This is a genomic window from Rhizobium sp. BK418, from assembly GCF_004341105.1.
Classification (GTDB): domain Bacteria; phylum Pseudomonadota; class Alphaproteobacteria; order Rhizobiales; family Rhizobiaceae; genus Rhizobium.
This window is the reverse complement of sequence record NZ_SLZK01000007.1, coordinates 389,727-414,246: the sequence shown is the minus strand read 5'-3', so window position 1 is coordinate 414,246 and position 24,520 is coordinate 389,727. Positions and strand designations below refer to the sequence as shown.

Here is a 24,520-nt window from a genome sequence, read left to right as displayed (position 1 = left end):
CCCCGCAACCAAACCCTGCCCTGCAAAAACACAGCGCCCTCCGCTTATCGCTGACGGAAAAGCTGCGCTTGCCCGCCGATGCTAGCTCCTCCTCCTGCGCACACATCAAGCCGAAGCCGAAAAGCCTCAAAACAAATCCAAGCTTCCCTCTTCCCTCAATTCTGCGCGATTGATCCGACAGGTCGTCGGATCAGAAGCATCCGAGCCGATCAAAAATGGGACTCGAGGCATAAAATTTGGATTCTTTGCCGATCACAGGGCTAGGTGGAAAAGGCTAGAATGTCGAGATGCGGGTCAGCACCCCGACACTTTCGATCATCTGGCTTCGGGGCTGGCGCCCATGATCTCTGCGTCTGAACAGAAATTTTCCCTATGGGCGCTGATGGCGATGTGCGTCGGCTCGATGGTCGGCGCAGGGATTTTCTCGCTACCGCAAGCCTTTGGCCGAGCAACGGGACCATTTGGGGCTCTGGTTGCCTGGTCGATTGCCGGTGTCGGCATGTTAATGCTGGCCTTCGTGTTCCAATCGCTCTCGCGACGCAGGCCAGATCTCGATGCCGGCATCTACGCCTATGCCAAGGTCGGCTTCGGCGATTATCTCGGCTTCCTGTCCGCGCTTGGCTATTGGGCGGCAGCCCTTCTCGGTAACGTATCCTATTTTGTGCTGATCAAGTCGACGCTCGGCCTGTTCTTTCCGATCTTCGGAGATGGCAACACCGTCATTGCGGTCGCGACGTCGTCGATCCTTCTCTGGGTTGTCCATTTTCTCATTTTGCGCGGCATAAGAGAGGCGGCCGCGATTAACACGATCGTCACCTTCGCCAAGATCATTCCCATACTCCTGTTCGTTGTCCTGGTATTTTTCGGCTTCAAGACCGATGTCTTCACCACCAATTTCTGGGGTGGCGGAGCGACTTTAGGAGACGTAGCTGGCCAGGTTCGTGCGACGATGCTCGTCACTGTTTTCGTGTTCGTCGGCATCGAAGGAGCAAGCGTCTACTCGCGCTATGCCCGCAATCGCTCTGATGTCGGCATCGCGACACTTCTGGGGTTCTTCGGGGTACTTTGCCTGCTCGTTCTCGTCACGATGTTGTCCTATGGAGTGATGCGGAACGAGGATCTCGCTCGGCTTAGAAATCCATCGATGGCCGGTGTTCTCGATGCTGTCGTCGGCCCGTGGGGTGCCATGTTCGTCAGTGCGGGCCTGATCATTTCTGTGGCAGGCGCCTACTTGTCCTGGGTTCTGCTTGCAGCCGAAATCCTCTTTTCAGCCGCTAGATACGAAACGATGCCCCGGTTTCTCTCTCATGAGAACAAGAACGGTGTTCCGTCGAATGCCCTGTGGCTCACCAATATCCTTGTCCAGATATTCCTGATCCTCACGTTGTTTGCCCAATATGCCTTCCGGCTGGCGCTCGAGCTGACAAGTTCGATGATACTCATTCCCTATCTCCTCGTCGCTGCCTATGGCTTCAAGCTTGCCTGGACAGGAGAAACCTATGATCGCGGTCCGGCTAGTCATCGCGGCGAGTTCGTGCGATCGGGCATTGCGCTCATTTATACGATCTGGCTGATTTATGCAGCTGGAACAACACATCTTCTATTGTCCGCCGCCATTTACGGCCCGGGTAGCGTGCTATTCATCATGGCGCGCCGCGAGCAGCGCAGAGCCGTCTTCAGCATGGTCGAACTGGTTATCTTTGCGGCAGCAGCCATCGCCGCTGCCGTCGCAATCTACTCCCTCCTGACCGGCCGCATTACCGTCTGAACCGTCGGGGATGAGATCGGAGACCTATCGAGGAAAAAAGGGACGCCTAGCACACAGGTGAGATTTTGCGCTCATTCGCCGGTGGTGAAATTGAGGCATAAACTTTCGAAAAGCAACCTACGAGTGATCGGGTGGGTGTCTCATGGCTTCCGGATCTACGCAAAAATTTTCGTTGTTCGCGCTGACAGCGATGGTTGTCGGTTCGATGGTGGGAGCGGGTATCTTCTCGCTTCCCCGTACATTCGGCGCGGCGACTGGTCCCTTCGGCGCGATCATCGCGTGGTGCATCGCCGGCGGCGGTATGTACATGCTCGCCCGCATCTTCCAGGCGCTGGCGGAGCGCAAGCCGGATCTCGATGCCGGCGTCTATGCCTATGCCAAGGCCGGGTTCGGCGACTATCCCGGTTTCCTGTCGGCTTTCGGCTATTGGATCGGCAGTTGCATCGGCAACGTCTCCTATTGGGTCCTGATCAAGTCCACGCTGGGCCGGTTCTTTCCGGTCTTCGGCGACGGCAACACACTGGTCGCAATCGTCGTGGCGTCGATGGGCATCTGGCTGTTCCACTTCATGATCCTTAGGGGCGTGCAACAGGCGGCCTTCATCAATACCGTCGTCACTGTCGCCAAGATCGTCCCGATCCTCACGTTTATCGTGCTGCTTGCCGTCGCGTTCAAACTCGAGCTGTTTCGCGCCAATTTTTGGGGTGGCGAAGGAATGCCGGCGGCCTCGCTGCTGGAGCAGGTTCGAGCGACGATGTTGGCGACCGTCTTCGTTTTCATCGGTATCGAGGGCGCGAGCAACTATTCCCGCTATGCCCAAACCCGTTCCGATGTCGGGACGGCCACTATCGTCGGGTTCATCGGCGTTACTGCGCTTATGGTGCTGGTGACGTTGCTCCCGTACGCCGCCTTGCAGCGTCCAGAGATTGCGGCGATGTCGCAGCCTTCGATGGCCGGCGTTCTGGCAGCCGTCGTCGGGCCGTGGGGAGCCGTCTTCATCAGCGCCGGTGTCATCATCTCGGTTCTGGGCGCTTATCTCGCTTGGTCGCTCGTGTGCGCGGAAGTCCTCTATGTTGCCGCACGCACCGACGACATGCCCCGTATCTTCGGCACCGAAAACCAGAACAGGGTACCGTCTGCAGCACTTTGGCTGACAAACATCATCGTCCAGCTCTTCGTGATAAGCACCTACTGGTCTCAAGACGCGTTTGCGCTGATGTTGAACCTGACCAGCGCCATGTCCCTGATCCCCTATCTGTTCGTCGCGGCATATGGCTATCTCGTCGCGCAGGGCGGGGAGACCTATGAGGTCAGGCCGGAGGAGCGTCGACGCGACATGATCATCGCCGGCATCGCCGTGATCTATACGATCTTCATGATCATTGCCGGCGGGTTGAAGTTCGTCCTTCTATCGGCTCTTCTCTACGCTCCTGGCACGATCCTCTACTTCTGGGCCCGCCGCGAGCAGGGCAAGAAAATATTCAATACCGTTACCGATTGGGTGATCTTCGCGGCTGCAGTCATCGGCTGCGTTGCTGCGATTGTCGGATTGTCCACCGGTTACCTGACAATCTGAAGAGGAGGTAAGGCATGTCTTCTGCAAGCTCCGCTCAACAGGCTTTCGGCGTCCATTCGGAGGTTGGCCAGCTGCGCAAGGTCATGGTGTGCGCCCCTGGTCGCGCCCATCAGCGTCTGACACCGAGCAATTGCGACGCCCTTCTCTTCGATGATGTCCTCTGGGTCGAGAACGCCAAGCGCGACCACTTCGATTTCATGACCAAGATGCGCGACCGCGGCATCGAAGTCCTGGAAATGCATAACCTTCTCACCGAGACGGTGGCGGTTCCCGAGGCCAAGAAGTGGATTCTCGACAATCAGATCGTGCCAAACCAGATCGGTCTCGGCCTCATCAACGAAGTTCGCTCCTATCTCGAAGGACTGCCGGATCGCGAACTCGCCGAGACGCTGATCGGCGGGCTGTCGACCTACGAATTTCCGGAGAAGCTGGGCGGCGAGCAACTGGCGCTGATCCGCGATGCAGCTGGCGTCAACGAATATCTGCTGCCGCCGCTTCCGAACACGCTCTACACGCGTGACACCACATGCTGGATCTATGGCGGAGTGACGCTCAATGCGCTCTACTGGCCGGCACGCCACGAGGAAACAATCCTCACGACCTCGATCTATAAGTTCCATCCGGCCTTTGCGGGCAATGTAAATGTCTGGTGGGGCGATCCGACCAAGGATTGGGGCCTCGCAACTTTCGAGGGTGGCGACGTCATGCCGATCGGCAAAGGCAACGTGTTGATCGGCATGAGCGAACGCACTTCTCGCCAGGCCATCAGCCAGGTCGCAGCCGCGCTCTTCGAGAAGGGGGCGGCCGAGCGCGTCATCGTGGCGGCGATGCCGAAGCTGCGCGCTGCCATGCATCTCGATACGGTATTCACCTTCGCCGACCGCGATTGCGTTTTGATCTATCCAGATATTGTCAACGGCATCGAGGCTTTCTCCTATCGCCCGGACGGCAACGGCGGCGTCGAACTCCACAGGGATAAGGGCAGCTTCGTCGACACCGTTCGTGACGCGCTCGGCCTGGAGAAAATGCGCGTCGTCGAAACCGGCGGTAACGACTACGTCCGGGAACGGACCCAGTGGGATAGTGGTGCGAATCTGGTCTGTGCTTCGCCAGGCGTCGTCTATGCCTATGACCGCAATACCTATGCCAACACATTGCTGCGCAAGGCGGGCATCGAGGTGATCACGATTGTGGGCGCCGAGCTTGGACGCGGACGCGGAGGTGGCCACTGCATGACATGCCCGATCAGCCGCGACCCTGTCGATTATTGAGACGGCAATGCGAGAGTGTCCGCGAGGAGAACCGGAGGTGCTATCATGGGAAGCGAAGATGAGCGGACAATGTTTTCGCGACGGTTCTTGCTCAAGGCACTTCTGACCGGTCACCATCGCACCATTAGCGGTGTTCCTCCCTGTCGAAGTAGAAGCCCAGAACGCGAGGAGGCGGCCGAACCGTCCACCGCCACGTCCCCGTCCCGAGCGAAGCCGCCGCCGCGGCGTGGCTCTGTCTGGGTACCGGGATACTGGGAATGGAGCCACCGCAGGCGCGACTATGTATGGGTACCCGGCCGCTGGATTCCCGCAAGGCCCGGCTTCCGCTATCGTCAGCCACGCTGGACCAATCGCAACGGCAGCTGGTTTTTCATCGAAGGGGGATGGGTGCGATGACCGTCTCGTGGGAATGAGGTGAGCGATGTTTTCCTCCGTAACTCCCATTCGGCAGGCTCCAGGTCATAGAGGTGGGTGGCTTTGCCGATCTCCTGTTCGTCGACGGTGACCCGTTTTCGTTTTGTCGCCGATCCTGACAAGAACTTCCTGATGATCGTGAAGGATGGGAAGATATACAAGAACAAGCTCAGCGGCCAAATTAACGGCTTCAGCCGTCGCGATGGATGTTCATGGTTGAAGATCGAACCGTTCCCGTCACCCTTGGCGTGATCGCCGCAATCGCGGTCGTTGCCACTCTCTATCTCCTGGCTGTCATTTTTGCTCCGGTCGCCTGCGCCCTGTTTATCATCGCAATCGTATGGCCGATGCAGAGGTTGCTTCAGTCCCATCTGCCGCAGATGCTGGCGCTGGCGCTGGTGGTCGGTGTCATCTTCGTCGTGTTTGTACTCTTCGCCTCCGTAGTCGGCTGGGGCTTCGGGCGTATTGCGCGATCGCTGATATCGGACGCTCCACGCTTTCAGATGCTCTACGACCAGGCAACCATATGGCTGGAGGGGCATGGTATTGTCGTCGCCGGCATTTGGGGGGAGCACTTCAACGTCCGTTGGGCTGTTGGGATGCTGCAGGGGCTGACAGCACGTCTCAACACAATGATTTCGTTCTGGCTCGTGGTGCTCGTCTATGTGCTGCTCGGCCTTCTCGAGGTGAGACCGCTCAGCCGCAAGATTCGGACGGTGATGAGCGCGGAAACGGCGCGCATATTGATCACCGGCTGCAGCGTGACCGCCTCCAAGTTTCGTCGCTACATCTTGATCAGGACGATCATGAGTATTGTGACCGGAGCAATGGTCTGGGTATTGGCGCTTTCGTTCGGCCTTCAATTCGCTGCTGAGTGGGGCGTTATCGCCTTCACACTGAATTACATACCATTTATCGGGTCTTTCATTGCGACGTTGTTGCCGACGCTCTATGCCTTGGCCCAATTCGAGTCCGTGCAGGCAGCATTGATTGTCTTCGTATGCCTCAATATCATCCAATTCGTGATCGGCAGCTATATCGAGCCACGCGTGGCCGGGAACGCGCTGGCTGTCTCATCGTTTATCGTGCTGTTTTCGGTTTTCTTGTGGACTTTTCTTTGGGGATTGTTCGGCTCCTTCATCGGAGTCCCGATCACGATCGCCATACTGACATTCTGCGAACAATCTCCCGCAACGCGGTGGCTGGCTGATCTGCAGAGCGCCAAGGAGGGCGCCGGCCAGGGACCATAGCGCCGGTTGTGCGGCATCGCTCCCTCGAGCGCCGCACCGGATATCTCCTCGCGTTCCTTTGCGCAGTCCGTTCGAATGCAGCGCGAAGCTACCCCTCAGGCAGACTTCTCTACTGCCTCTGCTTCAGCCGCCTTGGAGGCCCGCTGAAGAGCGTCGCGAAGCGTCTGCTCCTTGGTTTCGTCGAGCGACGTCTTGAGCACGTGGCCGCCGAATCCCTCAATTTCCTTCAACACTTTGTCCGATGTCATCGTCTGGACCAGCAGGAACAGGGCACCGTTCCCCGGATGCAGGCTGGCGGAAAGATCCTTCATGAAGGCATCGTTTATGCCGACATCGGTCAAGGCGCCTCCAATGGCGCCCGACGCTGCCCCGATGGCTACCCCAAGGAGCGGGTTGAGGAACAGCACGCCGATGAGCAGGCCCCAGAAGCTGCCAGAGATCGCGCCGGTTGCCGTGGTATTCATAAGCTGGTTGAGCTTGATCTTTCCAGACTCCGTCTTGGTGGCGATGACGGCGTCGCCAAGCTTGATCAAATATTCCTTCTGGAGCTCGATGAGTCGTTGCCGGACTTCTTCGGCCTTGGATTCCGTGGGGTAAACGATGACGATCAGGTCTGACATGGGAGCTCCCGCAACGACATTGAGTTAAACCACGGGCATTCTATGTCTTCGGCTTTGCGAAGAAATCAGTTGAGAATCCCACAACTTTACACACCGTCTCTTTCTGGCGCCGCAATCGGAAGTGCGCGCCGGACGTTTGCATATTTGCTGGGACATGAACGCAACATAGACCGAGATCAACGCTGGCTGCCTGACGAAAGGCTTCGACGGCGCGCCAGCGCCAGCGGGTTTATCTGACGGAAGCTTGTCGGTTGGTTTTCGGTCGTCGGAATCATGACGGTTACTGCTCTCACGTCGCTCCGCTGCGTTGCGATTGCGTAGGTACAGCGGCGCGCAGTTATGGCATTTCATCACGCGTTATGACGAAGTTTCACGGGAAGGCCCGGCTCACAGAGGGTCGGTGATACGCTCCCAAGTGGATTTTCGGAACGAAAGCACAAGTTTCAGGACGCATGGTCGATGCAGTCGACGCTCTAGACTGGGAAGCGCGAGATGAGACTTCGTATATATGCAAGCTTGCGCAGCTGTCTCGCAGCGTCTGCCCTGCTTGTTGCAACTGCTGTTCTGAATGACGCCGGGGCGCAGGAAGGAACAGAACCCGCAGTAGAGGTCGCGCCGGCGCGGCTCATTGAATTCACCAGCAATTATGAGTTTCTGGGTTCGGTCGTAGCGATCCAGCGGGTCAACCTCTACGCCCGAGTCAGCGGCGTCCTGGAAGAGGTCAAATTTACCGAGGGCGGCCTTCTCAAGGCAGGGGAGCCCGCGTTCAGCATTGAAAAGGGTGGATATCTCGCTGCCCTGCACAGCGCCGATGCCACATTGTCGTCAGCGGAGGCCGCTCTCGAAGTGGCGAAGCTTAATGCCGCGCAGGCAGAGATTACGCTCAACCGTCAACGCGAGCTGTTGCGCGGCAATACTACTACTCAGGCTGCTTTTGATCAGGCCTCGACTGATCGCGATGTTGCCGTGGCAAGGGTGCATCAGGCGCAGGCCGATGTGGCGCAGGCAAAGGCCCAGGTCGAAACGTCGTCCCTCAACCTGTCCTACACCGATATCGCCGCGCCCATCTCCGGCCGCATCGGACGCGCTCTCGTGACCAAGGGCAATCTCGTGTCTCAAAGCACTGGAGCCTTGGCATCTGTCGTGCAGACCGATCCTATCCGGGTGGTGTTCTCGATTTCCGACCAGCAATATCTGGCGGTGGTTCGTGCGCTTCAGAAAAAAGGGCAGGGCGTGGGATCACAACTCGACCAATTCAGGCCGAGGCTGGAACTCTCCGACGGCACTGCCTATCCCAATCCGGGTGCGGTCGTCTTTGTCGACAATGCGGTCGATCCTCAGACGGGTACGATTGCCGTTTTCGCGGATTTCTCGAATCCTGACTCACTTCTTGTCCCCGGACAGACGATGAAAGTGAAGGTCGAAGCTGGCGAACCTCGTAAGGTCATAGGCGTCCCGGCTGCGGCAATCCAAAAGGATCGGGATGGTAGCTATGTCTTTGTTCTCGGCCAAGACAACCGCGCGACGATCCGCCGTGTGACGACTGGCGATAAGATCGAGGGTGATTGGTCGATTTCATCGGGTCTCGCGGATGGAGAGATGGTCATCGTCGCCGGTATTCAGAGAATTCATCCCGGTATCGTCGTCCGCCCTCAACCGTCAACTGCGGGAAACTAGCGTGCTGGCCGGGATATTCATCAAGCGGCCCCGGCTGGCAATGGTCATCGCCATTGCCATCACGCTCGCTGGCGCCATCGCCCTCGTTACCATACCTGTTTCACAGTTTCCGGAGATCACGCCACCGACCGTTCAGGTGACGGCCAGCTATCCGGGAGCGGATGCGCAGACGCTTGCCCAAACCGTTGCGGCGCCGATCGAACAGCAGGTCAACGGCGTGGAAGGCATGACCTACATGTCCTCCAGCGCGAGCGCCAGCGGCACCTATGCACTGACCGTCACTTTCGCGGTCGGAACCGATCCGGATATCGCTCAGATCAACGTCCAGAATCGCGTCGCCCTTGCTCAGGCGCAGTTGCCGGCGACGGTAAGAAATCTCGGCGTCAACGTCAGGTCGCAGCAGTCAAACTTCCTGATGGTCGTCAATCTGTTTTCACCGGGCGGGACGCACGACAGCCTCTTCCTCTCGAATTTTGCGAAGATCAACATCGCTGATCCGTTGTCGCGCGTCAGAGGCGTCGGATCGGCCCAGATCATGGGTGCCTTGGATTATTCCATGCGGATATGGCTTAATCCGATCCGCATGGCGGCACTTTCGATTGTGCCATCCGATGTCACGACAGCCATTCAGCAGCAGAACATTCAGGCCGCTGCCGGTCTGATCGGAGCCCCTCCGATTGCCGACACCCAGGTCCTGCAATATTCCATTTCTGCGCTCGGGCCGCTCAGCGACCCGACACAGTTTGGCGACATCATCGTCAGGACAAACAATGAGGGAGGTATCGTTCGTATCCGCGACATCGCCCGCGTCGAACTCGGGGCAGCTTCCTATAACTCGGTGGGGCTCCTTGACGGTCAACCGACGGCAACGATTGCCCTTTACCAGTCACCGGGTTCGAACGCGATCGCCGTCGCCCGGGACGTCCGGACGCAACTGAATGCCCTGCAGAGCCGGTTGCCTGCGGATGTTTCGTACCGGGTGGTTTATGATGCGACTGCTTTTGTCAACGCCACCATCACGGAGATCATCCATACCCTCGTCCTGACGGGAATCATCGTTATCCTCGTCGTCTATCTCTTCCTCCAGAGCTGGCGCGCCACACTCATCCCCGCCCTGACGATTCCCGTCTCGCTCGTCGGCGTTTTTGCCATCCTGCTCGTGCTTGGCTATTCCGCGAACACCGTCACCCTGTTCGCAATCATCCTGGCGATCGGTCTCGTCGTCGACGATGCCATCGTGGTCGTCGAGAATGTGCAACGCGTCCTCGCCGAAGATCCCGGCATCTCGCCCGCGGAGGCAGCGGAAGCAGCGATGAAGCAGGTTACCGGGCCGATCATTTCCACGACCCTGGTCCTCGTCGCAATATTCGCGCCGGTCGGTTTTCTGCCGGGCATTACCGGTGAACTTTATCGGCAATTCGCGGTGACGATTATCGCCGCGGTCGCCATTTCCTCGGTCAATGCGTTGACGCTCAGCCCGGCTCTCTGTGCGATTTTGCTCCGCCACGGCGACGCCAGGGAAAAGGGTCCGTTTGCCTATTTCAACCGAGGTCTGAACAAGGTCCGGAAAGGCTATGTCGGAACCGTCGCCAGCCTGGCGCGGCGATCTGTTGTCGCTGGATTGATCATCCTGCTGATTGCCGGCATCTGCGCCTGGATGTTTGGGCGTACGCCGACCGGATTTTTGCCCACCGAGGATCAGGGAATCGTTTTCGTCAATGTTCAGCTCCCGGACGCGGCGGCCTTGCCGCGCACACAGGCAGTGCTGGATCGTGTCACGCAGGCGGTCCGCACCATCAATGGTGTCGATAGTGTCATCACCGTGTCGGGCACAAGCCTGCTGTCTGGCGCCCAGCAGCCCAATAGCGGGTTGGTACTGCTTGTTCTCAAACCGTGGAGCGAGCGAATGACGGCCGAAACAGGTCTCGGTGGCGTGCTGATGCAACTCAACCGGTCTCTGGCTTCGATCAGCGAGGCCAACGTCATCGCATTTCCGCCGCCGTCGATCCCGGGCCTTGGCGTATCAGGAGGTTTCGACCTGCGTTTGCAGGCGCTTGGCGGGCAATCCCCGGAGGAATTGGCACAGGTAACGCGCTCCTTCATCGTCTCGGCAAATTCCAATCCGCGAATCGGCGCAGCCTTTTCGACCTTTTCCGCCGAAGTGCCTGGTCTCTATCTCAATCTTGATCGCGTGCGTGCCGAGAATTTGCACGTGCCCACGGCAACGATCTTCGACACTCTGCAAACGCAGCTGGGATCGAGCTTCGTTAACAACTTCAACATCATGGGGCAGACCTATCAGGTGAACGTGGCGGCCGACAGTCAATATCGCGGCCGAACAGACGATATCCTGAACCTCTATGTGCGCAGCACGACCGGAGCCATGGTTCCCCTGAGAGCTCTGGTGTCGGTGAGCCAGACGCTCCAGCCGACGCTGCTGCCACGTTACAACCAATTTACCGCCGCCACCGTCAACGGCCAACCCGCGGCGGGTGTTTCTTCGGGGCAGGCGATGGAGGCGTTAACAGCTGCGGCAGGATCCCTTCCGGAAGGTTACGGTTTCGAGTGGTCCGGCCTTTCCTATCAGGAGGCGACCGCGTCTGCGCAGACGGTTACCATTTTTGTCCTGGCCCTGATCTTTGGTTATCTGTTCCTGGTCGCCCAATACGAGAGCTGGTCGATTCCGCTTTCGGTCATCACTTCGGTGGCTGTCGCCATTCTGGGCGCTCTCATCGGAATTCATGTCGCTGGCATCGATCTGAACGTCTACGTGCAGATCGGCCTGGTATTGCTTGTAGGACTTGCGGCCAAGAACGCGATCCTGATCGTCGAATTCTCGAAGGAAGCGCACGAGGCGGGACAGGATCTTGTCTCAGCGGCAATCGAAGGCGCGCATATTCGCTTTCGTGCGGTTCTCATGACTGCGCTGGCGACGATCTTCGGTGCATTGCCATTGGTGTTCGCCAGCGGAGCGGGCGCCGCCAGCCGTGTTGCGATCGGAATGACCATTATTGCCGGCATGTTGGCCGCAGCCGCCATCGGCATCATACTCATACCGGCGCTCTACGTGTTCTTCGACAGTATAGGTCGATACTTTCGACGCCGGCAGACAGCTTAGAGAGCTACCTGTCGTCGGGATGGGCGCTAAGGGAGGGGGCATGGCCGTAGTGCATATGGTAGGCGCGCGAAAAGCTCGAATAGCCTTCGTAGCCGACGCGCCTCGCGACTTCGCTGATCGACAGCTGTCCGGCGCTTAACAAAGCCTTGGCCTGTTCCATTCTCACCCTCTGCGCATATGCGTGGGGTGTAGCGCCGAACCGCTCGCGAAAGCCTATCGCCAGCTCGTTGCGGTTCAGGCCGACGCGAAGCACCATCTGCTTGATGGTAGGCGGGTTGTAGATCTCTCGCCTGTAGATCGCCGCCGCGGTTTCGATCGCCTGAGCCTTTTTCTGTACGGAGCGGACACGATTTCCCCTCTGCAAGGAAAAGGCGTTGAGTTGTGCGACGACGTCGCAGATGATCTCAATGGTCTTCGCCTTGAGATAGATCATCTTCAACGGCTCTTCGTACCTGCACGACAGGATCTGGTCCGTCGTGGTGATGATGGAGGGTGTTGGCGGCAGCCTCAATGCATCCACCATGCCGGAATCCGTCAGAAAAATCGGCTTGTATAGAGCCGGAATGTTGTCTGGCCTCAGGCCGAAGCGATCGAGGAAATATTGTCTGTCGCAGGCAATCATGATCCCGCGCAATTTTGTCCCGGCCGCGGTTTTCGAGGTGGAGTGCGGGCAATTGGTGATCTGTATCTGCGCCGGGTTGACACGTTCGACATGATCGCCAACCAAGCGATGATAGCTGCCCTTGATCGTTATCTGAATACAGATGAGATCTCTCAGCGCCATCGCCAGGCTAAAGGACTGGAGGACCTCGAAATTCATCACATACAGGGAAACAAAATCATCGATCCGCCGATAATGTCCATGTTCCTTGGTTCGAAAAATGCCCTCCGTGGGACCCAGCACATCCCTCATCCGCACGAACTCGGTATGACGAAGTTCGCTTTGGATGCCTCTGAAATCCAGTTCCAAGGATTTATGCATAGCGAATAACCATAAGACACGCCTACATCGCGTGGATGTCTATTCAGGTCCGAGCCTAAGCCTAATGCACGTGCAAGCTCGCAAGAGCGGCATTCCTCTACGCGGCAAAGTAGTTCGCAATCGTCTAAATGACAAGCCCGAAATTGCTATCGAGGGTTGATAAGAATCAGTGGAGGACTGCCGTGTAATTGTGTTGCGTTATTGGACATGTAAGGCGCCAGATGGTTTCACACTAGGTGAGCGAAGGCGGAATAAATCCATTGAGCTCAAGGTGTTACACGGGCTTATGCATGGCGGATCGTCACGCGATATAGCGATTTATCACAAGCGTATTCAAAAGCTGTTTCCGACTATAGTAAGAAGAAGGGCTTTGGACGTGTGAGCAACTTCGTAGGCGTTAGTGCTTTGAGGTCCGCCGATGATCAGTATGTCCCGGTTGAAAATCGATCATCGGAACCAGCCTCAAGATGACAGGCTGTCGTGTTTTCTAGATTTCACGACAGTGGCTTTTCCCCCAAGAGATCAGTTCGAAGTCTTTCGCGCCGCTTACCAAGGGGTTTGGGATCTTTCTCTTGCCAAGAGCGAGGATGCGTCATTTCCCGCTCGCCAGATGGTTTGGGATCTTGGCAAGCTGGCTTTCACGCGAACCAAGCTGCCGGGAAAGGGATACGCTCACCATTGGCGGCACATAAGAAAAACCAGACTTGATCACTTGTACTTCCTGATGCCATTCCACTCATCCAAGCGTGGCGATACCTATGCGAAACGGGGGGCTTTGCCGGATCTGCACTGTCTGGCAAGACCCTTCGAAGCGGAGATGGAGGCGGAAGGCGTTCTGACCTTGTTCATACCGCGCGATCTGTTCGCTTCGAGCCTGGTGCGTGACGAAAAGCTGAATGCAAAGGTTGATGGCCGGCTCGGGTCGCTGCTGGGAGACTACCTGTTTCTCCTCGATCGATCCTTGCCCGACCTGCGGATCACCGAACTCCCCTACGTCGTCGAAGCTACGCGCTGCCTCATAGAGATGTGCCTGGCGCCGTCGCGGAACCGCTTTGCGGAGGCCAAAGGACCGATCAATTCGATATTGATAGAGCGGGCAAGGCGACTGATCGATCTCAAGCTTGCGCAAGCCGACCTCGCTCCGGATATGCTCTGCGCCGAACTCGGTGTGTCGAGATCCCGCCTGTACAGATTGTTTGAACCGTTTGGCGGCATCTCGGCCTATATTCGACGTCAGCGTCTGCTTCGGACGCGGGACGCCTTGTCTGACAGTTCCGACATGCGTCCAGTCGCGCGTATAGCGGAGCAGTGGGGTTTCCTCGACGCCTCGGCATACAGCCGCGCGTTCCGGCAGGAGTTCGGCATATCCCCCAAGGAAGCGCGAGAGATCGGGTGGGATGGTCGCGGCTATTTCATTGGACGATCCAGGCCACAGGAATCCGATCATGTCTCAAGTCTCGAGCATCTGTTGCTCGGTCTCTCTGCCTGACATCACCCTACGAGCTCAGCTGTCACAGTGGACTTCGACGCCGCGCTCCACCGCGAGTTCATTGCCCCAGGGGAATCAGCAGTGGAACCAGCATAATGCTCACGATCGCCACAATAATAGAAAGGGGGACGCCGACCTTGACGAAATCGCCGAAGCTATATCCGCCGGGTCCGACGACGAGCATATTCACCGGCGAGGAAACCGGTGTCATGAAGGCTGTCGATGCGGCAAGCGCGACAATCATGGCAAAGGGCCGCGGAGATTCACCAATGTCCTGGGCGATGGCCACGGCTATCGGCGCCATCAGGACTGCCGTGACGGTATTTGAAATGAAAAGACCGAGGAGAGCAGTGATCGCAAAGAGGGCGGCAAGGATTAGATATGGAGAATGTGCACCAACAATATCGATCACCGCTCCGGCTATAAGATCGATACCTCCTGTCCCCTGTAGGGCAAGCGAGAATGGCAGCATGCCAACGATCAAGACCAGCGTTTTCCAGGAGATCGATGCATAGGCGCTGTTGAAATTGACGCAACCGAGCAATCCCATCAACAGACAACCGATCAGCGCGGCGTGAACATTCGGTACGACACCGGTGATCATCAGGAGGACCGTAAGGCCGAGTACTGCGAGCGCACGCCGTGCGCGTCCCGGAGCCGGCAGTACCGCCTCGAAGTCCGAGGGAATATTAAGCACGACCATGTCGGCTGTATTGTTGCGCAGATCGTTTATGTCTGACCAGAAGCCGACCAACAATAGCGTATCGCCCTGCTTGAGCTTCTCGACCAGCAGGTGATCTGTCACAACTTGAGTGCCATGTCTCAGCCCAATCGCGGTGAGACCGTATTCCGAGCGCAATTGAGCTTCCGGAATTGTCTGGCCAAGCAGGCCGGACTCGGCCGGCAGGATGACCTCGACCATGCCGATCTCCTGAGACCGATCATTGAAATAATCGTTCCTTGCTGGAGCGGGCGAACCTCTAGAGAATAGGTTTGGCAAAGCGCCTCGAAAGGGGTTTCCGATCCGTTCACATCTGCAAGTAGCGTATCTCCCGCTTCGATCCGGGTGTGTGGCATAGGGCGGAGCACTTCCGCGGACAGCCCCGAGCCACGCTCGATCGCGAGCAGATTTACTCCGGCGCGGCGCAGTTGCAGTTCATCGAGCCGCTTGCCAACCATTGCCGAATGTTCGGTGACAAGGAAACGTCGCTCGCGGGCAGCAAGATTATAGCGCTCGATCCAGTCACCCAAAGTGAATCGATGTGGCGATTTTCCGGCGTCCGTCGCCTGTGCTGTCAGCGTTTTTCGGGCGACCAGCATATAGACGATACCGAGGGCGAGCACGGGTAGTCCAAAGGGGGTAAAGCTGAAAAAGCTGAACGCCTCTATGCCATGGCGGGACAACTCGGCATTGACGATAAGATTGGGTGCGGTCGCAATGAGGGTCATCATGCCGCTGATAAGAGCCGCAACACTGAGGGGCATCATCAACCGCCCGGGAGGCAGACTACGGTTTTGCGAAATGCGCAGTACGACGGGGATGAAAATGGCAACCACCGCCGTCGAACTCATAAAGGCGCCCAGGCCCGCGACCGCGACCATCAAAAGGGCCAACAATCGGCTTTCGCTGGCGCCGGCTTTGGCGTCCAGCCAGTCGCCCACTTGCCTTGCGACGCCTGTTCGCACTAGGCCCTCGCCTATGACGAACAGAGCCGCAATAAGGATTACAGAAGAATCACTAAAACCCGCCAGCGCTTCGTTCATTGTGATGACGCCCGTAAACGGCATTGCGACGAGCATCAACAAGCCGACGGCATCGAAGCGCGGCTTGTTGATCGCGAACATGGTTACCGCCGTCAGAAGCAGAAACAGGACGAGCGCGAGCTGATAGTTCATTTATGTCCTTGAGATGAAACGGAGCGAAGACAGAAGATTTGCCTTCAAACGTAGGCAATGTCGGGAAAATTCAACTCCATATCTCCGCAGTTTGCGGAGTCTCCGGGGTGCCAACGTAGCAAATGTTGGCAACGCCGCCAGTCTGTTACAGTTTACTCAAAACAGAGCCAACTTGATGCGAAGCATAGATGACTGGAATTCTTGTTTCCGTGCGGCGACACAAAATGCATCTTACAGCCAACATAAAAGCACAACACGCTAGTCCTTGAACGGATATTCGAGCCTAGTCTATAGAATTCGAATGTGCTAATTCTAAAGACAGGTGGACATTCCACAATTCCGGTTTCGCGACTTTCACCGACCTTTCGAGATCCTGTTGTCTTGTTCAGCCGGAGTATTTGTTTTCATGCCGTAAATCGATGAATATTTGTGGGAGGGGACAATGCGAGAACGTGCATCTTCTCTAAGGACAAGGCGGCGCGGGAGACGTCAACTCTTGTCCGGACTATCGATATCAAGCGTTGTCTGCGCCAGTCTTTTCGCCGGGATTGCCGTTGCGCAGGCGCCAACCGAAGAGCAGAAAAGCGCGATCAGATCAGCCTGCCGGTCCGATTTCATCGCACAATGCTCCGGCGTGCAGCCGGGCGGCATGGAGGCGCTGCAATGCCTGCAGCAGCATGATTCCACTCTTTCTGCTGCCTGCCGCAAGGCGGTCTCCGCTATCACCGTCAAGCCGAAATCGACATCCGCCGAGCCAACCCAAACGGCGCCCGCTACAACGGGGACGGCAACGCCCGCGCCGGCGAGCGGCGCCCAGACGGCGGCTCAACCGACCGAAGCGCAACGCAGTGCCGTTAAATCGGCCTGCAGGTCCGACTTCATGGCGCAATGCTCCGGCGTGACTCCAGGTGGTGCAGCGGCACTTTCCTGCCTACAGCAGCACAGTGCTCGCCTGTCGGCGCCCTGCCAGCAGGCCGTTGCGGCATTGGGTGCGTCAGGTGCTCCCGCTGTAGGCGGAGGTTCTGCCACTGCTGCGGCACCGGTGCCGACCAAGCCGGCGGCAATGCCTGACTTTTCTCCGCGTGAAGAATTGATGATCGCGCGGGAAGCCTGCGGGCCGGATTTCCGGGCTTTTTGCCGGGCGGTGCCTGTCGGCGGGGGCCGCGTGATTTCGTGCCTGCGGGACAATCTGCAGCGCGTGTCGCCGGCGTGCCATCGGGTACTGAGCTCCGGACTATAGAGGCCTGCTCTCCTTCATTTTCGACGTTCGTTGGGAACGCCTAAGCCTCCGGGCGAGGCGATTTCCATGACGGTAAAGGAGGATGACCGTCGGGCGGCCATCCATTTTTCGCATCGAAATCCCAGCATCGATGAATTCAATGACGACACAAGTGAAAGGCAATTGCCATGTCATCGACTTCTCATCTATCGCGATTGAAACGAATACTAACCTATTCCGTGATTGCCGCCGGCCTTGTCCTGCCGACGCCTGCGTGGGCGGATGATGCTAAAGACCTTCTTAAGGCCATGTCCGATTTTCTGGTGGCGCAGAAGACAATATCCTTCAACTATCAATCTTCGCTCGAGGCTGTGACGCGGACTTCGAAAAGCTGCAGTTCGTAAGCTCGGGTACGGCCAACATCACGAGACCCGACAAATTGCGTGTCACAAGAACCGGAGGTTTTGCCGATATCGACGTCAGTTTCGACGGTTCGACGCTGACAGTGCATGGGAAGAACCTCGATGCTTATGCAAAGATCGACGGCAAGGGCTCGCTCGACGATCTGATCGACAGGCTTGCCGATGCGGGCGCGGAAGCGCCTGGTGCGGATCTTCTGTCGTCGCATGTCTACGATATCCTGATGTCTGACGTGACTGAGGCCAAGCATATCTCCAGCGCCTTCGTCGACGGGGTGGAATGCGAATATCTGACCTTCCGGACACCGGAACTCGACTGGCAGATCTGGATACAGACCGGGTCGCAGCCGATACCGCGGCGCTATGTGATTACCAGCAAGCATGTCGTCCAGGCGCCGCAATACACGCTTGAGATCAGCGACTTCAAAAGCGGAGCGGAGGTTGCCGCCACCTCCTACAACATCGAGATCCCGGCCAATGCCAAGACCGTCGATTTGAGCGAACTCCAGTCGATCGATGAGCTTCCCGCGCCCGTTGCCGATACAGGAGAGATGAAATGACTTTCAGCAAGCTCGCATTTGCCCTCGCCCTTGCCGGCGCGATGACCTTCACCGATTTTCGCATTGAGGGACAAGGTCCGCTGCCGTTCGCGATCGGCTTTGCCACTCCGGCGGGTGCCGTCATCGGTCGGCCTTTGACACCGCTATCCTATGCCGGTGTTGCCCGCAGGACGACGCGCCGGGTTGTCCGTCGAACGGCGACGACGATCCCCGTGCTGCCTCCGGGCTGCATCTATGGTCCCTATTACGGCGGCTATTACTATCGCTGCGGTGGATTGTATTACGCCAAGAGCGGCGGCGTTTATGTGCAGGTGATCGTACAATAGGCCGTTTGCAGGCCTATTGCGCTGCCATCTCCGCATCGGCTTCCGCCGGAGTTTTACTGCGGCGCTTTCGGAATTCTTCGAAGCGCTGCAGCACGACGTAGAAAGACGGGACAAAAAGCACGGCAAGGCAGGTCGATGCGATCATGCCGCTGAAGACCGATATCCCGATCGACTTGCGGGCGGAGGCGCCCGCACCCGTTGCCAGCACGAGCGGCAGCACCCCTAGAATGAAAGCAAATGATGTCATGAGGATCGGACGGAAGCGCAGGCGTGCCGCCTCGACCGCCGCGTCCAGTATCTCCATGCCCTCCGCCCGTTTTTCCCGCGCATATTCGACGATGAGGATAGCATTCTTCGATGCCAGAGCGATCAGAAGGATCAGGCCGATCTGGGTGTAGAGGTTGTTGGCAACGCCAGCCGCCATTAGCGCTCCGACCGTGCCGAGGAGAGCGAGCGGCACGGCGAGCAGCACCGCAAATGGCAGAATCCAGCTTTCATATTGTCCTGCCAGCACGAAGTAGACGAGCAGCATGGCGAGGGCGAAAATGTAATAGATCTGACCGCCGACTGCTTTCTCCTGATAGGAAAGCGCGGTCCATTCGTAGCCGGTGCCGGGCGGCAAGGTGTGGTTGGCGATCTGCTCCATGACATCGAGCGCCTGACCGGAACTGAAGCCGGTGGCCGGTCCGCCGACAATCGTTGCCGATGGATAGAGGTTGTAGAGGCTGATCAGCGAGGGGCCCTGCATCGGCGTGACATCGACGACGGTTCCGAGCGGCACCATGGTGCCATCGCCGGCCTTGACCTTCAGATTGCGGATATCGTTGGGACTGACGCGAAATTCGGAGGAGGCTTGTGCATAGACCTGGAATGTGCGGCCGAACTTGTTGAATTGCGTTACATAGCTCGATCCTACATAGCCCGAGAGCGCCGAGAAAACCTGACCAACGGTAACGCCCAGCGTTTCAGCCTTGATGCGGTTGACGGAGACTTCGAACTGCGGAACGTTCGAGCGGAACGGCGTGCTCAGCCTCTGCAGCGATGACTGGGCTTCGCCATTTTTCACGATCGTGTCGGAGAGAGCCTGCAGCAAAGCGTAGTCGGAAACGCCGTTCTTGAGTTCCACCTGCATCGTGAAGCCGCTGGCATTACCAACGCCCTGGATTGGGGGCGGTACGATGACCAGGGTTTTTGCGACCAGTATGCTTTCGAGGGCGCCATTCAGATGCTGGTAGATGGAAAGCAGATCCTGCCCCTTTTCCTTGAGGCGTTCGTCCCAGTCTTTCAGCACCACATAGGCGACGCCGGCATTCTGCAGACTGGCATTGTTGTCGAGAACGGACATGCCGCTGATCGTCAGCACCTGATCGACACCAGGCGTCTCCTCGGCAATCTTTCCGACCTGCGCCAACACTGCATCAGTGCGTTCCTTCGCTGCGCCATCAGGCAGCTGGGCATTGATCAGGACGTAGCCCTGATCCTCGATCGGCAGGAAGGCGGTCGGCACCCGGCTGAGCCCCCAGACGGCAACGCCCATCAGCGCCAGCGCCAGGATGACCATGACGACGCTATGATGGACCATCGCGTTGATCAGCCTGACGTAACCGCGTTCACAGCGATCGTAGATGCTATTGAAGCTACGATAGAAGAAGTTGCGTTTTTCAGGCGGCACCGGCGTTCGTAGCCAGAGAGCGCATTGTGTCGGTTTCAGCGTGACGGCATTGATGGCGCTGATCAGTGCCGTTGCCGCGATGACGAGCGCGAACTGCCGGTAAAGCTGGCCGGTCAGTCCCGGCAGAAAGGCGGCAGGAATGAAAACGGCCATCAGCACCAGCGTGATGCCGATCACCGGGCCGAGCAGTTCGTCCATCGCTTTTTCGGCAGCCTTGCGACCAGACATGCCGGCTTCGATGTGTCGCGCCACCCCTTCCACAATGACGATCGCATCGTCGACGACGATCCCGATCGCGAGAACGATCGCAAACAGCGTCGACAGATTGACGGTAAAGCCCATCGCCGCCATGGCGGCAAAAGCCCCGATGATGGTGACGGGAACGGTCGTCGCCGGCACGAGCATCGCCCGCCAGTCCTGCAGGAAAGCGAGGATGACGATGAGAACGAGGATGCCTGCCTCGATGAGCGTAACGTAGACTTCGTTGATCGACGCTTTGACAAATTTCGTCGTATCGAAGGGAACGTGATATTCGAGACCTTGCGGAAAGCTCTTCGACAGTTCCGCCATCTTGGCGTTGACTGCCTCGGCCACCGCGATGGCGTTTGCTTCCGGTAGCTGGAAAATGCCGATGCCGGCTGCCGGACGGCCATTCTGCATGAAGGACTGGCTGTATGTTTGCGCGCCCAGCTCGACACGGCCGATATCGCGGATTCGCGTTACGCGGCCGCCGTCCAAACCATCGACTTTGACGATGATGTTCTCGTAATCGGCGGCATCATTCAGCCGGCCATTGACATTGAGCGTGTATTGGAAGGTCTGTCCCGCCGGGACTGGCGGAATGCCGATCTGGCCGGCCGTCACTTCCTGGCTCTGCTGCTGCACCACATTGACGATATCTTGAGGTGTCAGCCCGCGGGCCTGCAGCAGGTTCGGATCCATCCAGATGCGCATGGCATATTGGCCGGCGCCGAACACCGTGACGTTACCGACGCCCGGCAGGCGGGCAAGCTCGTTCTGCAGATTGATGACCGCATAGTTGGAGAGGAACAGGCTGTCATAGCGGCTGTCGGGCGAGGTCAGGCTGACGAAGCCGAGGATCGCCGTCGATTTCTTCTGGGTCGTCACGCCCTGAACCTGCACCGCCTGCGGCAACGACGACATGGCGATGGCAACGCGGTTTTGTACCAGTACCTGCGCCTGGTCGGGATCCGTGCCGATCGCAAAGGTCACGGTCAGGGAATAGGTGCCGTCGCTCGCGCTCGTCGACTGCATGTAGAGCATGTCCTGAACGCCGTTGACCTGCTGCTCGATCGGCAAGGCGACCGTATCGACAAGCGTTTTGGCACTGGCCCCGGGAAAGCGGGTCGTGACCTGCACGGTTGGCGGAACGACATTCGGATATTGCGCCACAGGCAGTTGGAAGAGAGCCACCGCGCCGATGAGAACAAAGACCAATGCCAGAACATTGGCGAGCACTGGCCGTTCGATGAAAAAGCGCGATATCATGCTGTTGTCCTTGGACGTTCAGATGAAGCGTGGCGGCGGATTTTATTGCGTCGTGGTGGCCTTCGCATCGGCGCCGGCTTCCGCCGACTGCACATTCATGTCGATCTTTTGAGGCGCAACCTTGCTGCCGGGGATGGCCTGCTGAATGCCCTGGACGACAACCAGGTCCGACGGATCGATGCCGGATTCTATGACGCGGAGCGCGCCTTCCCGCTGACCTGTCTTGACCTGTTTCTGCTCGACCATATCGTCCTTGCCGAGGACGAGCAGATAGCTGCCGAGCTGGTTGGTGGCGATCGCATCGTCGCGCACGAGCAAAGCCTTATCGCTCTGGCCGATGGGCACGCGCACGCGCACGAAGAGGCCTGGCAGCATTGCTTTGTCCTTGTTTTCGAACAGAGCCCGCACCTGCAGGGTGCCGGTCGATGCATCGAGCTGGGGCGAGACGTAATCGAGATGTCCCTTGTGTGGATAGCCTTCTTCCGATTGCAGGCCGAGCTCGGCGGGAATGCTCGGAAGGTCCGTCTGCTTGAATGTGCGTCCCTGCTTCCTCAGCATATCCTTGATCAGCAGCACCTGGGATTCGCTGACGTTGAAATAGGCATAGATCGGATCTGTCTGAACGATGCTGGCAAGCTTGGTTGGGCCTGAGACGCCGACGAGCGTACCGATATCGACGAGGTGGTTGGTCACAGTACCGTCAAAGGGCGCAAGCACTTCGGTGTAGCCGAGATTGATCGTCGCGAGCTCGAGATTGGCCTGGGCGTTGAGGATGGCGGCGTTCGCTTCGTCGAGCGTCGCCTTGGCGCTATCGACGGCAGTCTGCGTGGTGACCTGCTGTTTGAGGAGGTTCAACTGGCGGTCATATTCCTGCTTGGCCCCGACCTGAGAGGCCTGTTGCGAAGCGAGCGATGCCTTCGCCTGATCGAGTTGTGCCTGGTAGGTATCGCGTTCGATGCCGAAGAGCTTGGTGCCCTTCGTCACCGATGTGCCGTCCTGATAATCGATCGATTGAAGGTAGCCCTGGACACGCGCTTCGATATCGACGGAATTGAGTGGGGCGGTGTTGCCCGTCAGCTCGAAATAAAGAGTTATGGGCTGTTGCACAGGCTCGGCGACGTGAACGGCGGGTGGCGGAGGCGGAACGTAGGTGTTGCTGCTTCCATCGCAGGCGGCGAGTGCGGCCATGCCGATGAGGGTTACAAAAATCTGCTGGCCCCGATGCAATCCCTCACGCATTCCTGTTGCCCCGACAATTTACGTGTCCCGGTCTTATGCGTGCCTCGGCGGCGCCCCTCAAAGTTCGCCGGATCTTCAGGCATGCGCTACTATGCCGCGGGATGTTTCGAAATTGCAATAGCTTCCGGTAAGCAATTTAGCTGCGCCTAAACAAATCATGGCCGCTTGGTACCGGCAAGGCTAAGCCTCGGCTTCTTTTGACGAAATGGCCGCCAGCAGGCGAGACGGGCGTTGTGCTCATTGTTGGGTAATGAGCAGCACGTAGGCGATGAACAGCACCAGGTGAACTGCACCCTGCATGAGATTGGTGCGGCCGCTTGAGAAGGTGATGATGCTGACGGCGAGCGTCAGCAGGAACATGACCAGATCTGGCCCCTGAAGGCCGAGCGTGACCGGATGCCCGTAGAGGTGGCTGATCGCCAGCATTGCCGGCACGGTCAGACCGATCGTCGACAAGACGGAGCCGAGAAAGATATTGATGGCGCGCTGGAGATGGTCGGCGATGGAGGCGCGCACGGCGCTGATTGCCTCGGGCGTTGCAACAAGAATCGCCATGACCACGCCCCCGAATGCAGCGGGCGCATGCAAGGTTTCGATTACGTAGTCGATCGGCCTTGCAAGCTGTTCGACCAGGAAGGCAACCGGTCCCATGAAGGCCAGCAGCATCACCGCGTGATACCATACCGGTCGATGGTGGCTGATGACGACGGTATGGGTTTCATGATGATCGCTGTCGTCGGCGAAGTAGCGATGATGCCGTCCGGCCTGCAGCAGCAGAAAGATGCAGTAAAGACCGATCGAGACGACACCGAGGAACATCTGTCTTGGAGCCGAGGGATGCGGGTCGTCCGGGCCGGCGAGGAACGTGGGCATGACCAGGCTCAGGGTCGCCAGCGGAACGATAACGCCGAGATAGGCATTGGCACCGTGCAGGTTGTGCTGCTGATCCTCGCGCCGCCATGCGCCAAAGAGCAGGGACAGCCCCACCATGCCATTCAGGATGATCATGACCACGGCAAACAATGTGTCGCGAGCAAGTGTCGGATTATTTTCTCCATGCAGCATGACGGCCGAAATCGCCATCACCTCGATCGAGGTGATGGCAAGGGTCAGGATGAGGGTTCCGTAAGGCTCCTGAAGCTGCTCCCCCAGATGATCGGCGTGGCGAACGACCGACAAGGCAGAGCCCAGCACCACGGCAAAGAGCCACAGAAAAATGAGAGCGAACCAAAGCGGCTCAGAAAGCCGGCTAAATATTTGCTCCGGGAAAACGAGGAAAGCCAGGCTGGTCGCGAAACTGACGCCGAGAAACCATTCCTCGCGTGCAAGGCCCGCTACGCCCGAGGTGCGTATTGTGGAACCGTCAGTCATCGAGACCACCATGGGTCACGAAATACCGTCGCGCTACGACCGTTGCCACTTCCCCCTCCGCTCCCCTCCGCCCTATCCGACCGAGCAGGGCGGTTTGAAGGCGGTTAAGGGCGATTGTCTCACGCAGAAGGGTATTCCGCCTAT

Annotated in this window: 18 protein-coding genes and 1 pseudogene; 11 read left to right on the top strand and 8 right to left on the bottom strand. The window is 58.1% G+C overall.

Translation table 11 applies throughout. The features are described from left to right. The first annotated feature begins 340 nt into the window (after positions 1–340). The 3 genes from EV281_RS26295 to arcA all read left to right on the top strand — a co-directional run bounded on the left by EV281_RS26295 (position 341) and on the right by arcA (position 4,615). Complete coding sequence (locus EV281_RS26295) at positions 341–1,768, top strand: basic amino acid/polyamine antiporter (RefSeq protein WP_132657236.1); 1,428 nt, start codon at positions 341–343, stop codon at positions 1,766–1,768. A gap of 142 nt (positions 1,769–1,910) precedes the next feature. After that, the gene (locus tag EV281_RS26290) at positions 1,911–3,344 is read left to right on the top strand and encodes a basic amino acid/polyamine antiporter (protein ID WP_132657234.1); all 1,434 of its coding nucleotides are present in this window, start codon (positions 1,911–1,913) and stop codon (positions 3,342–3,344) included. Positions 3,345–3,358: 14 nt separating this feature from the next. Continuing rightward, positions 3,359–4,615, top strand: coding sequence for an arginine deiminase (gene arcA, locus EV281_RS26285; RefSeq protein ID WP_132657232.1), 1,257 nt, complete (start codon positions 3,359–3,361; stop codon positions 4,613–4,615). Between the two features lie 332 nt (positions 4,616–4,947). Here the strand turns inward: arcA and EV281_RS31825 are convergent, their stop codons facing one another. After that, positions 4,948–5,400, bottom strand: coding sequence for a hypothetical protein (locus EV281_RS31825; protein WP_245508361.1), 453 nt, complete (start codon positions 5,398–5,400; stop codon positions 4,948–4,950). Between EV281_RS31825 and EV281_RS26275 the strand changes: the two genes are divergently transcribed. Then, positions 5,281–6,279 (top strand): AI-2E family transporter, encoded by a 999-nt coding sequence (locus EV281_RS26275; RefSeq protein ID WP_245508360.1) that lies wholly within the window; start codon positions 5,281–5,283, stop codon positions 6,277–6,279. The genes EV281_RS31825 and EV281_RS26275 overlap by 120 nt on opposite strands. A gap of 95 nt (positions 6,280–6,374) precedes the next feature. Here the strand turns inward: EV281_RS26275 and EV281_RS26270 are convergent, their stop codons facing one another. Continuing rightward, positions 6,375–6,899 carry a DUF1269 domain-containing protein gene (locus EV281_RS26270; RefSeq protein WP_132657229.1) on the bottom strand — a complete coding sequence of 175 codons (525 nt, stop codon included), beginning with the start codon at positions 6,897–6,899 and terminating at the stop codon, positions 6,375–6,377. Positions 6,900–7,391: 492 nt separating this feature from the next. Between EV281_RS26270 and EV281_RS26265 the strand changes: the two genes are divergently transcribed. Further along, the gene (locus EV281_RS26265; RefSeq protein WP_132657228.1) at positions 7,392–8,576 is read left to right on the top strand and encodes an efflux RND transporter periplasmic adaptor subunit; all 1,185 of its coding nucleotides are present in this window, start codon (positions 7,392–7,394) and stop codon (positions 8,574–8,576) included. 1 nt (position 8,577) lies between these two features. Next, entirely contained in the window at positions 8,578–11,694 is a 3,117-nt protein-coding gene (locus tag EV281_RS26260; protein WP_165911958.1) for a multidrug efflux RND transporter permease subunit, read from the top strand. Positions 11,695–11,698: 4 nt separating this feature from the next. Here the strand turns inward: EV281_RS26260 and EV281_RS31820 are convergent, their stop codons facing one another. Further along, the gene (locus EV281_RS31820; RefSeq protein ID WP_245508358.1) at positions 11,699–12,217 is read right to left on the bottom strand and encodes an AraC family transcriptional regulator; all 519 of its coding nucleotides are present in this window, start codon (positions 12,215–12,217) and stop codon (positions 11,699–11,701) included. A 78-nt stretch (positions 12,218–12,295) separates the two neighbouring features. Here EV281_RS31820 and EV281_RS31815 point away from each other — a divergent pair, with 78 nt between their 5' ends. Further along, on the top strand, positions 12,296–12,685 hold the full coding sequence (locus EV281_RS31815; RefSeq protein ID WP_245508357.1) for a hypothetical protein: 390 nt from the start codon (positions 12,296–12,298) through the stop codon (positions 12,683–12,685). A 409-nt stretch (positions 12,686–13,094) separates the two neighbouring features. Continuing rightward, positions 13,095–14,165, top strand: a complete 1,071-nt coding sequence (locus EV281_RS26250) for a helix-turn-helix domain-containing protein (protein WP_132657223.1) — start codon at positions 13,095–13,097, stop codon at positions 14,163–14,165. A 58-nt stretch (positions 14,166–14,223) separates the two neighbouring features. On the opposite strand, the gene EV281_RS31810 is transcribed toward EV281_RS26250, so the two are convergent. Further along, the gene (locus EV281_RS31810; RefSeq protein ID WP_245508356.1) at positions 14,224–15,087 is read right to left on the bottom strand and encodes an SLC13 family permease; all 864 of its coding nucleotides are present in this window, start codon (positions 15,085–15,087) and stop codon (positions 14,224–14,226) included. Continuing rightward, complete coding sequence (locus EV281_RS31805; protein WP_245508355.1) at positions 14,988–16,061, bottom strand: SLC13 family permease; 1,074 nt, start codon at positions 16,059–16,061, stop codon at positions 14,988–14,990. The genes EV281_RS31810 and EV281_RS31805 overlap by 100 nt, the downstream gene beginning before the upstream one ends. 442 nt (positions 16,062–16,503) lie before the next feature. Here EV281_RS31805 and EV281_RS26240 point away from each other — a divergent pair, with 442 nt between their 5' ends. The 3 genes and pseudogenes from EV281_RS26240 to EV281_RS26230 all read left to right on the top strand — a co-directional run bounded on the left by EV281_RS26240 (position 16,504) and on the right by EV281_RS26230 (position 18,585). Then, positions 16,504–17,301, top strand: a complete 798-nt coding sequence (locus EV281_RS26240; RefSeq protein WP_132657222.1) for a cysteine rich repeat-containing protein — start codon at positions 16,504–16,506, stop codon at positions 17,299–17,301. 167 nt (positions 17,302–17,468) lie between these two features. Then, positions 17,469–18,259, top strand: a pseudogene (locus tag EV281_RS26235) (DUF2092 domain-containing protein). After that, a complete protein-coding gene (locus EV281_RS26230; protein WP_132657220.1) occupies positions 18,256–18,585 on the top strand; it encodes a hypothetical protein in 330 nt (109 codons plus the stop codon). The pseudogene EV281_RS26235 and the gene EV281_RS26230 overlap by 4 nt, the downstream one beginning before the upstream one ends. A 13-nt stretch (positions 18,586–18,598) precedes the next feature. Here the strand turns inward: EV281_RS26230 and EV281_RS26225 are convergent, their stop codons facing one another. The 3 genes from EV281_RS26225 to EV281_RS26215 form a co-directional block, all read right to left on the bottom strand. Next, on the bottom strand, positions 18,599–21,766 hold the full coding sequence (locus tag EV281_RS26225) for a multidrug efflux RND transporter permease subunit (protein ID WP_132657218.1): 3,168 nt from the start codon (positions 21,764–21,766) through the stop codon (positions 18,599–18,601). A 42-nt stretch (positions 21,767–21,808) separates the two neighbouring features. Beyond that, complete coding sequence (locus tag EV281_RS26220) at positions 21,809–23,005, bottom strand: efflux RND transporter periplasmic adaptor subunit (protein WP_132657217.1); 1,197 nt, start codon at positions 23,003–23,005, stop codon at positions 21,809–21,811. Between the two features lie 237 nt (positions 23,006–23,242). Continuing rightward, the gene (locus EV281_RS26215; protein WP_132657215.1) at positions 23,243–24,376 is read right to left on the bottom strand and encodes a calcium:proton antiporter; all 1,134 of its coding nucleotides are present in this window, start codon (positions 24,374–24,376) and stop codon (positions 23,243–23,245) included. Positions 24,377–24,520 lie beyond the last annotated feature (144 nt).

Excerpts from the sequence above, each read along its gene's own strand:
- EV281_RS26295 (WP_132657236.1), top strand. The coding sequence starts at position 341 with ATGATCTCTGCGTCTGAACAGAAATTTTCCCTATGGGCGCTGATGGCG.
- EV281_RS26290 (WP_132657234.1), top strand. The coding sequence starts at position 1,911 with ATGGCTTCCGGATCTACGCAAAAATTTTCGTTGTTCGCGCTGACAGCG.
- arcA (WP_132657232.1), top strand. The coding sequence starts at position 3,359 with ATGTCTTCTGCAAGCTCCGCTCAACAGGCTTTCGGCGTCCATTCGGAG.
- EV281_RS31825 (WP_245508361.1), bottom strand. The coding sequence starts at position 5,400 with ATGGGACTGAAGCAACCTCTGCATCGGCCATACGATTGCGATGATAAA.
- EV281_RS26270 (WP_132657229.1), bottom strand. The coding sequence starts at position 6,899 with ATGTCAGACCTGATCGTCATCGTTTACCCCACGGAATCCAAGGCCGAA.
- EV281_RS26265 (WP_132657228.1), top strand. The coding sequence starts at position 7,392 with ATGAGACTTCGTATATATGCAAGCTTGCGCAGCTGTCTCGCAGCGTCT.
- EV281_RS31820 (WP_245508358.1), bottom strand. The coding sequence starts at position 12,217 with ATGGTGGATGCATTGAGGCTGCCGCCAACACCCTCCATCATCACCACG.
- EV281_RS26250 (WP_132657223.1), top strand. The coding sequence starts at position 13,095 with ATGATCAGTATGTCCCGGTTGAAAATCGATCATCGGAACCAGCCTCAA.
- EV281_RS31810 (WP_245508356.1), bottom strand. The coding sequence starts at position 15,087 with ATGGTCGAGGTCATCCTGCCGGCCGAGTCCGGCCTGCTTGGCCAGACA.
- EV281_RS31805 (WP_245508355.1), bottom strand. The coding sequence starts at position 16,061 with ATGAACTATCAGCTCGCGCTCGTCCTGTTTCTGCTTCTGACGGCGGTA.
- EV281_RS26240 (WP_132657222.1), top strand. The coding sequence starts at position 16,504 with ATGCGAGAACGTGCATCTTCTCTAAGGACAAGGCGGCGCGGGAGACGT.
- EV281_RS26230 (WP_132657220.1), top strand. The coding sequence starts at position 18,256 with ATGACTTTCAGCAAGCTCGCATTTGCCCTCGCCCTTGCCGGCGCGATG.
- EV281_RS26225 (WP_132657218.1), bottom strand. The coding sequence starts at position 21,766 with ATGATATCGCGCTTTTTCATCGAACGGCCAGTGCTCGCCAATGTTCTG.
- EV281_RS26220 (WP_132657217.1), bottom strand. The coding sequence starts at position 23,005 with ATGCGTGAGGGATTGCATCGGGGCCAGCAGATTTTTGTAACCCTCATC.
- EV281_RS26215 (WP_132657215.1), bottom strand. The coding sequence starts at position 24,376 with ATGACTGACGGTTCCACAATACGCACCTCGGGCGTAGCGGGCCTTGCA.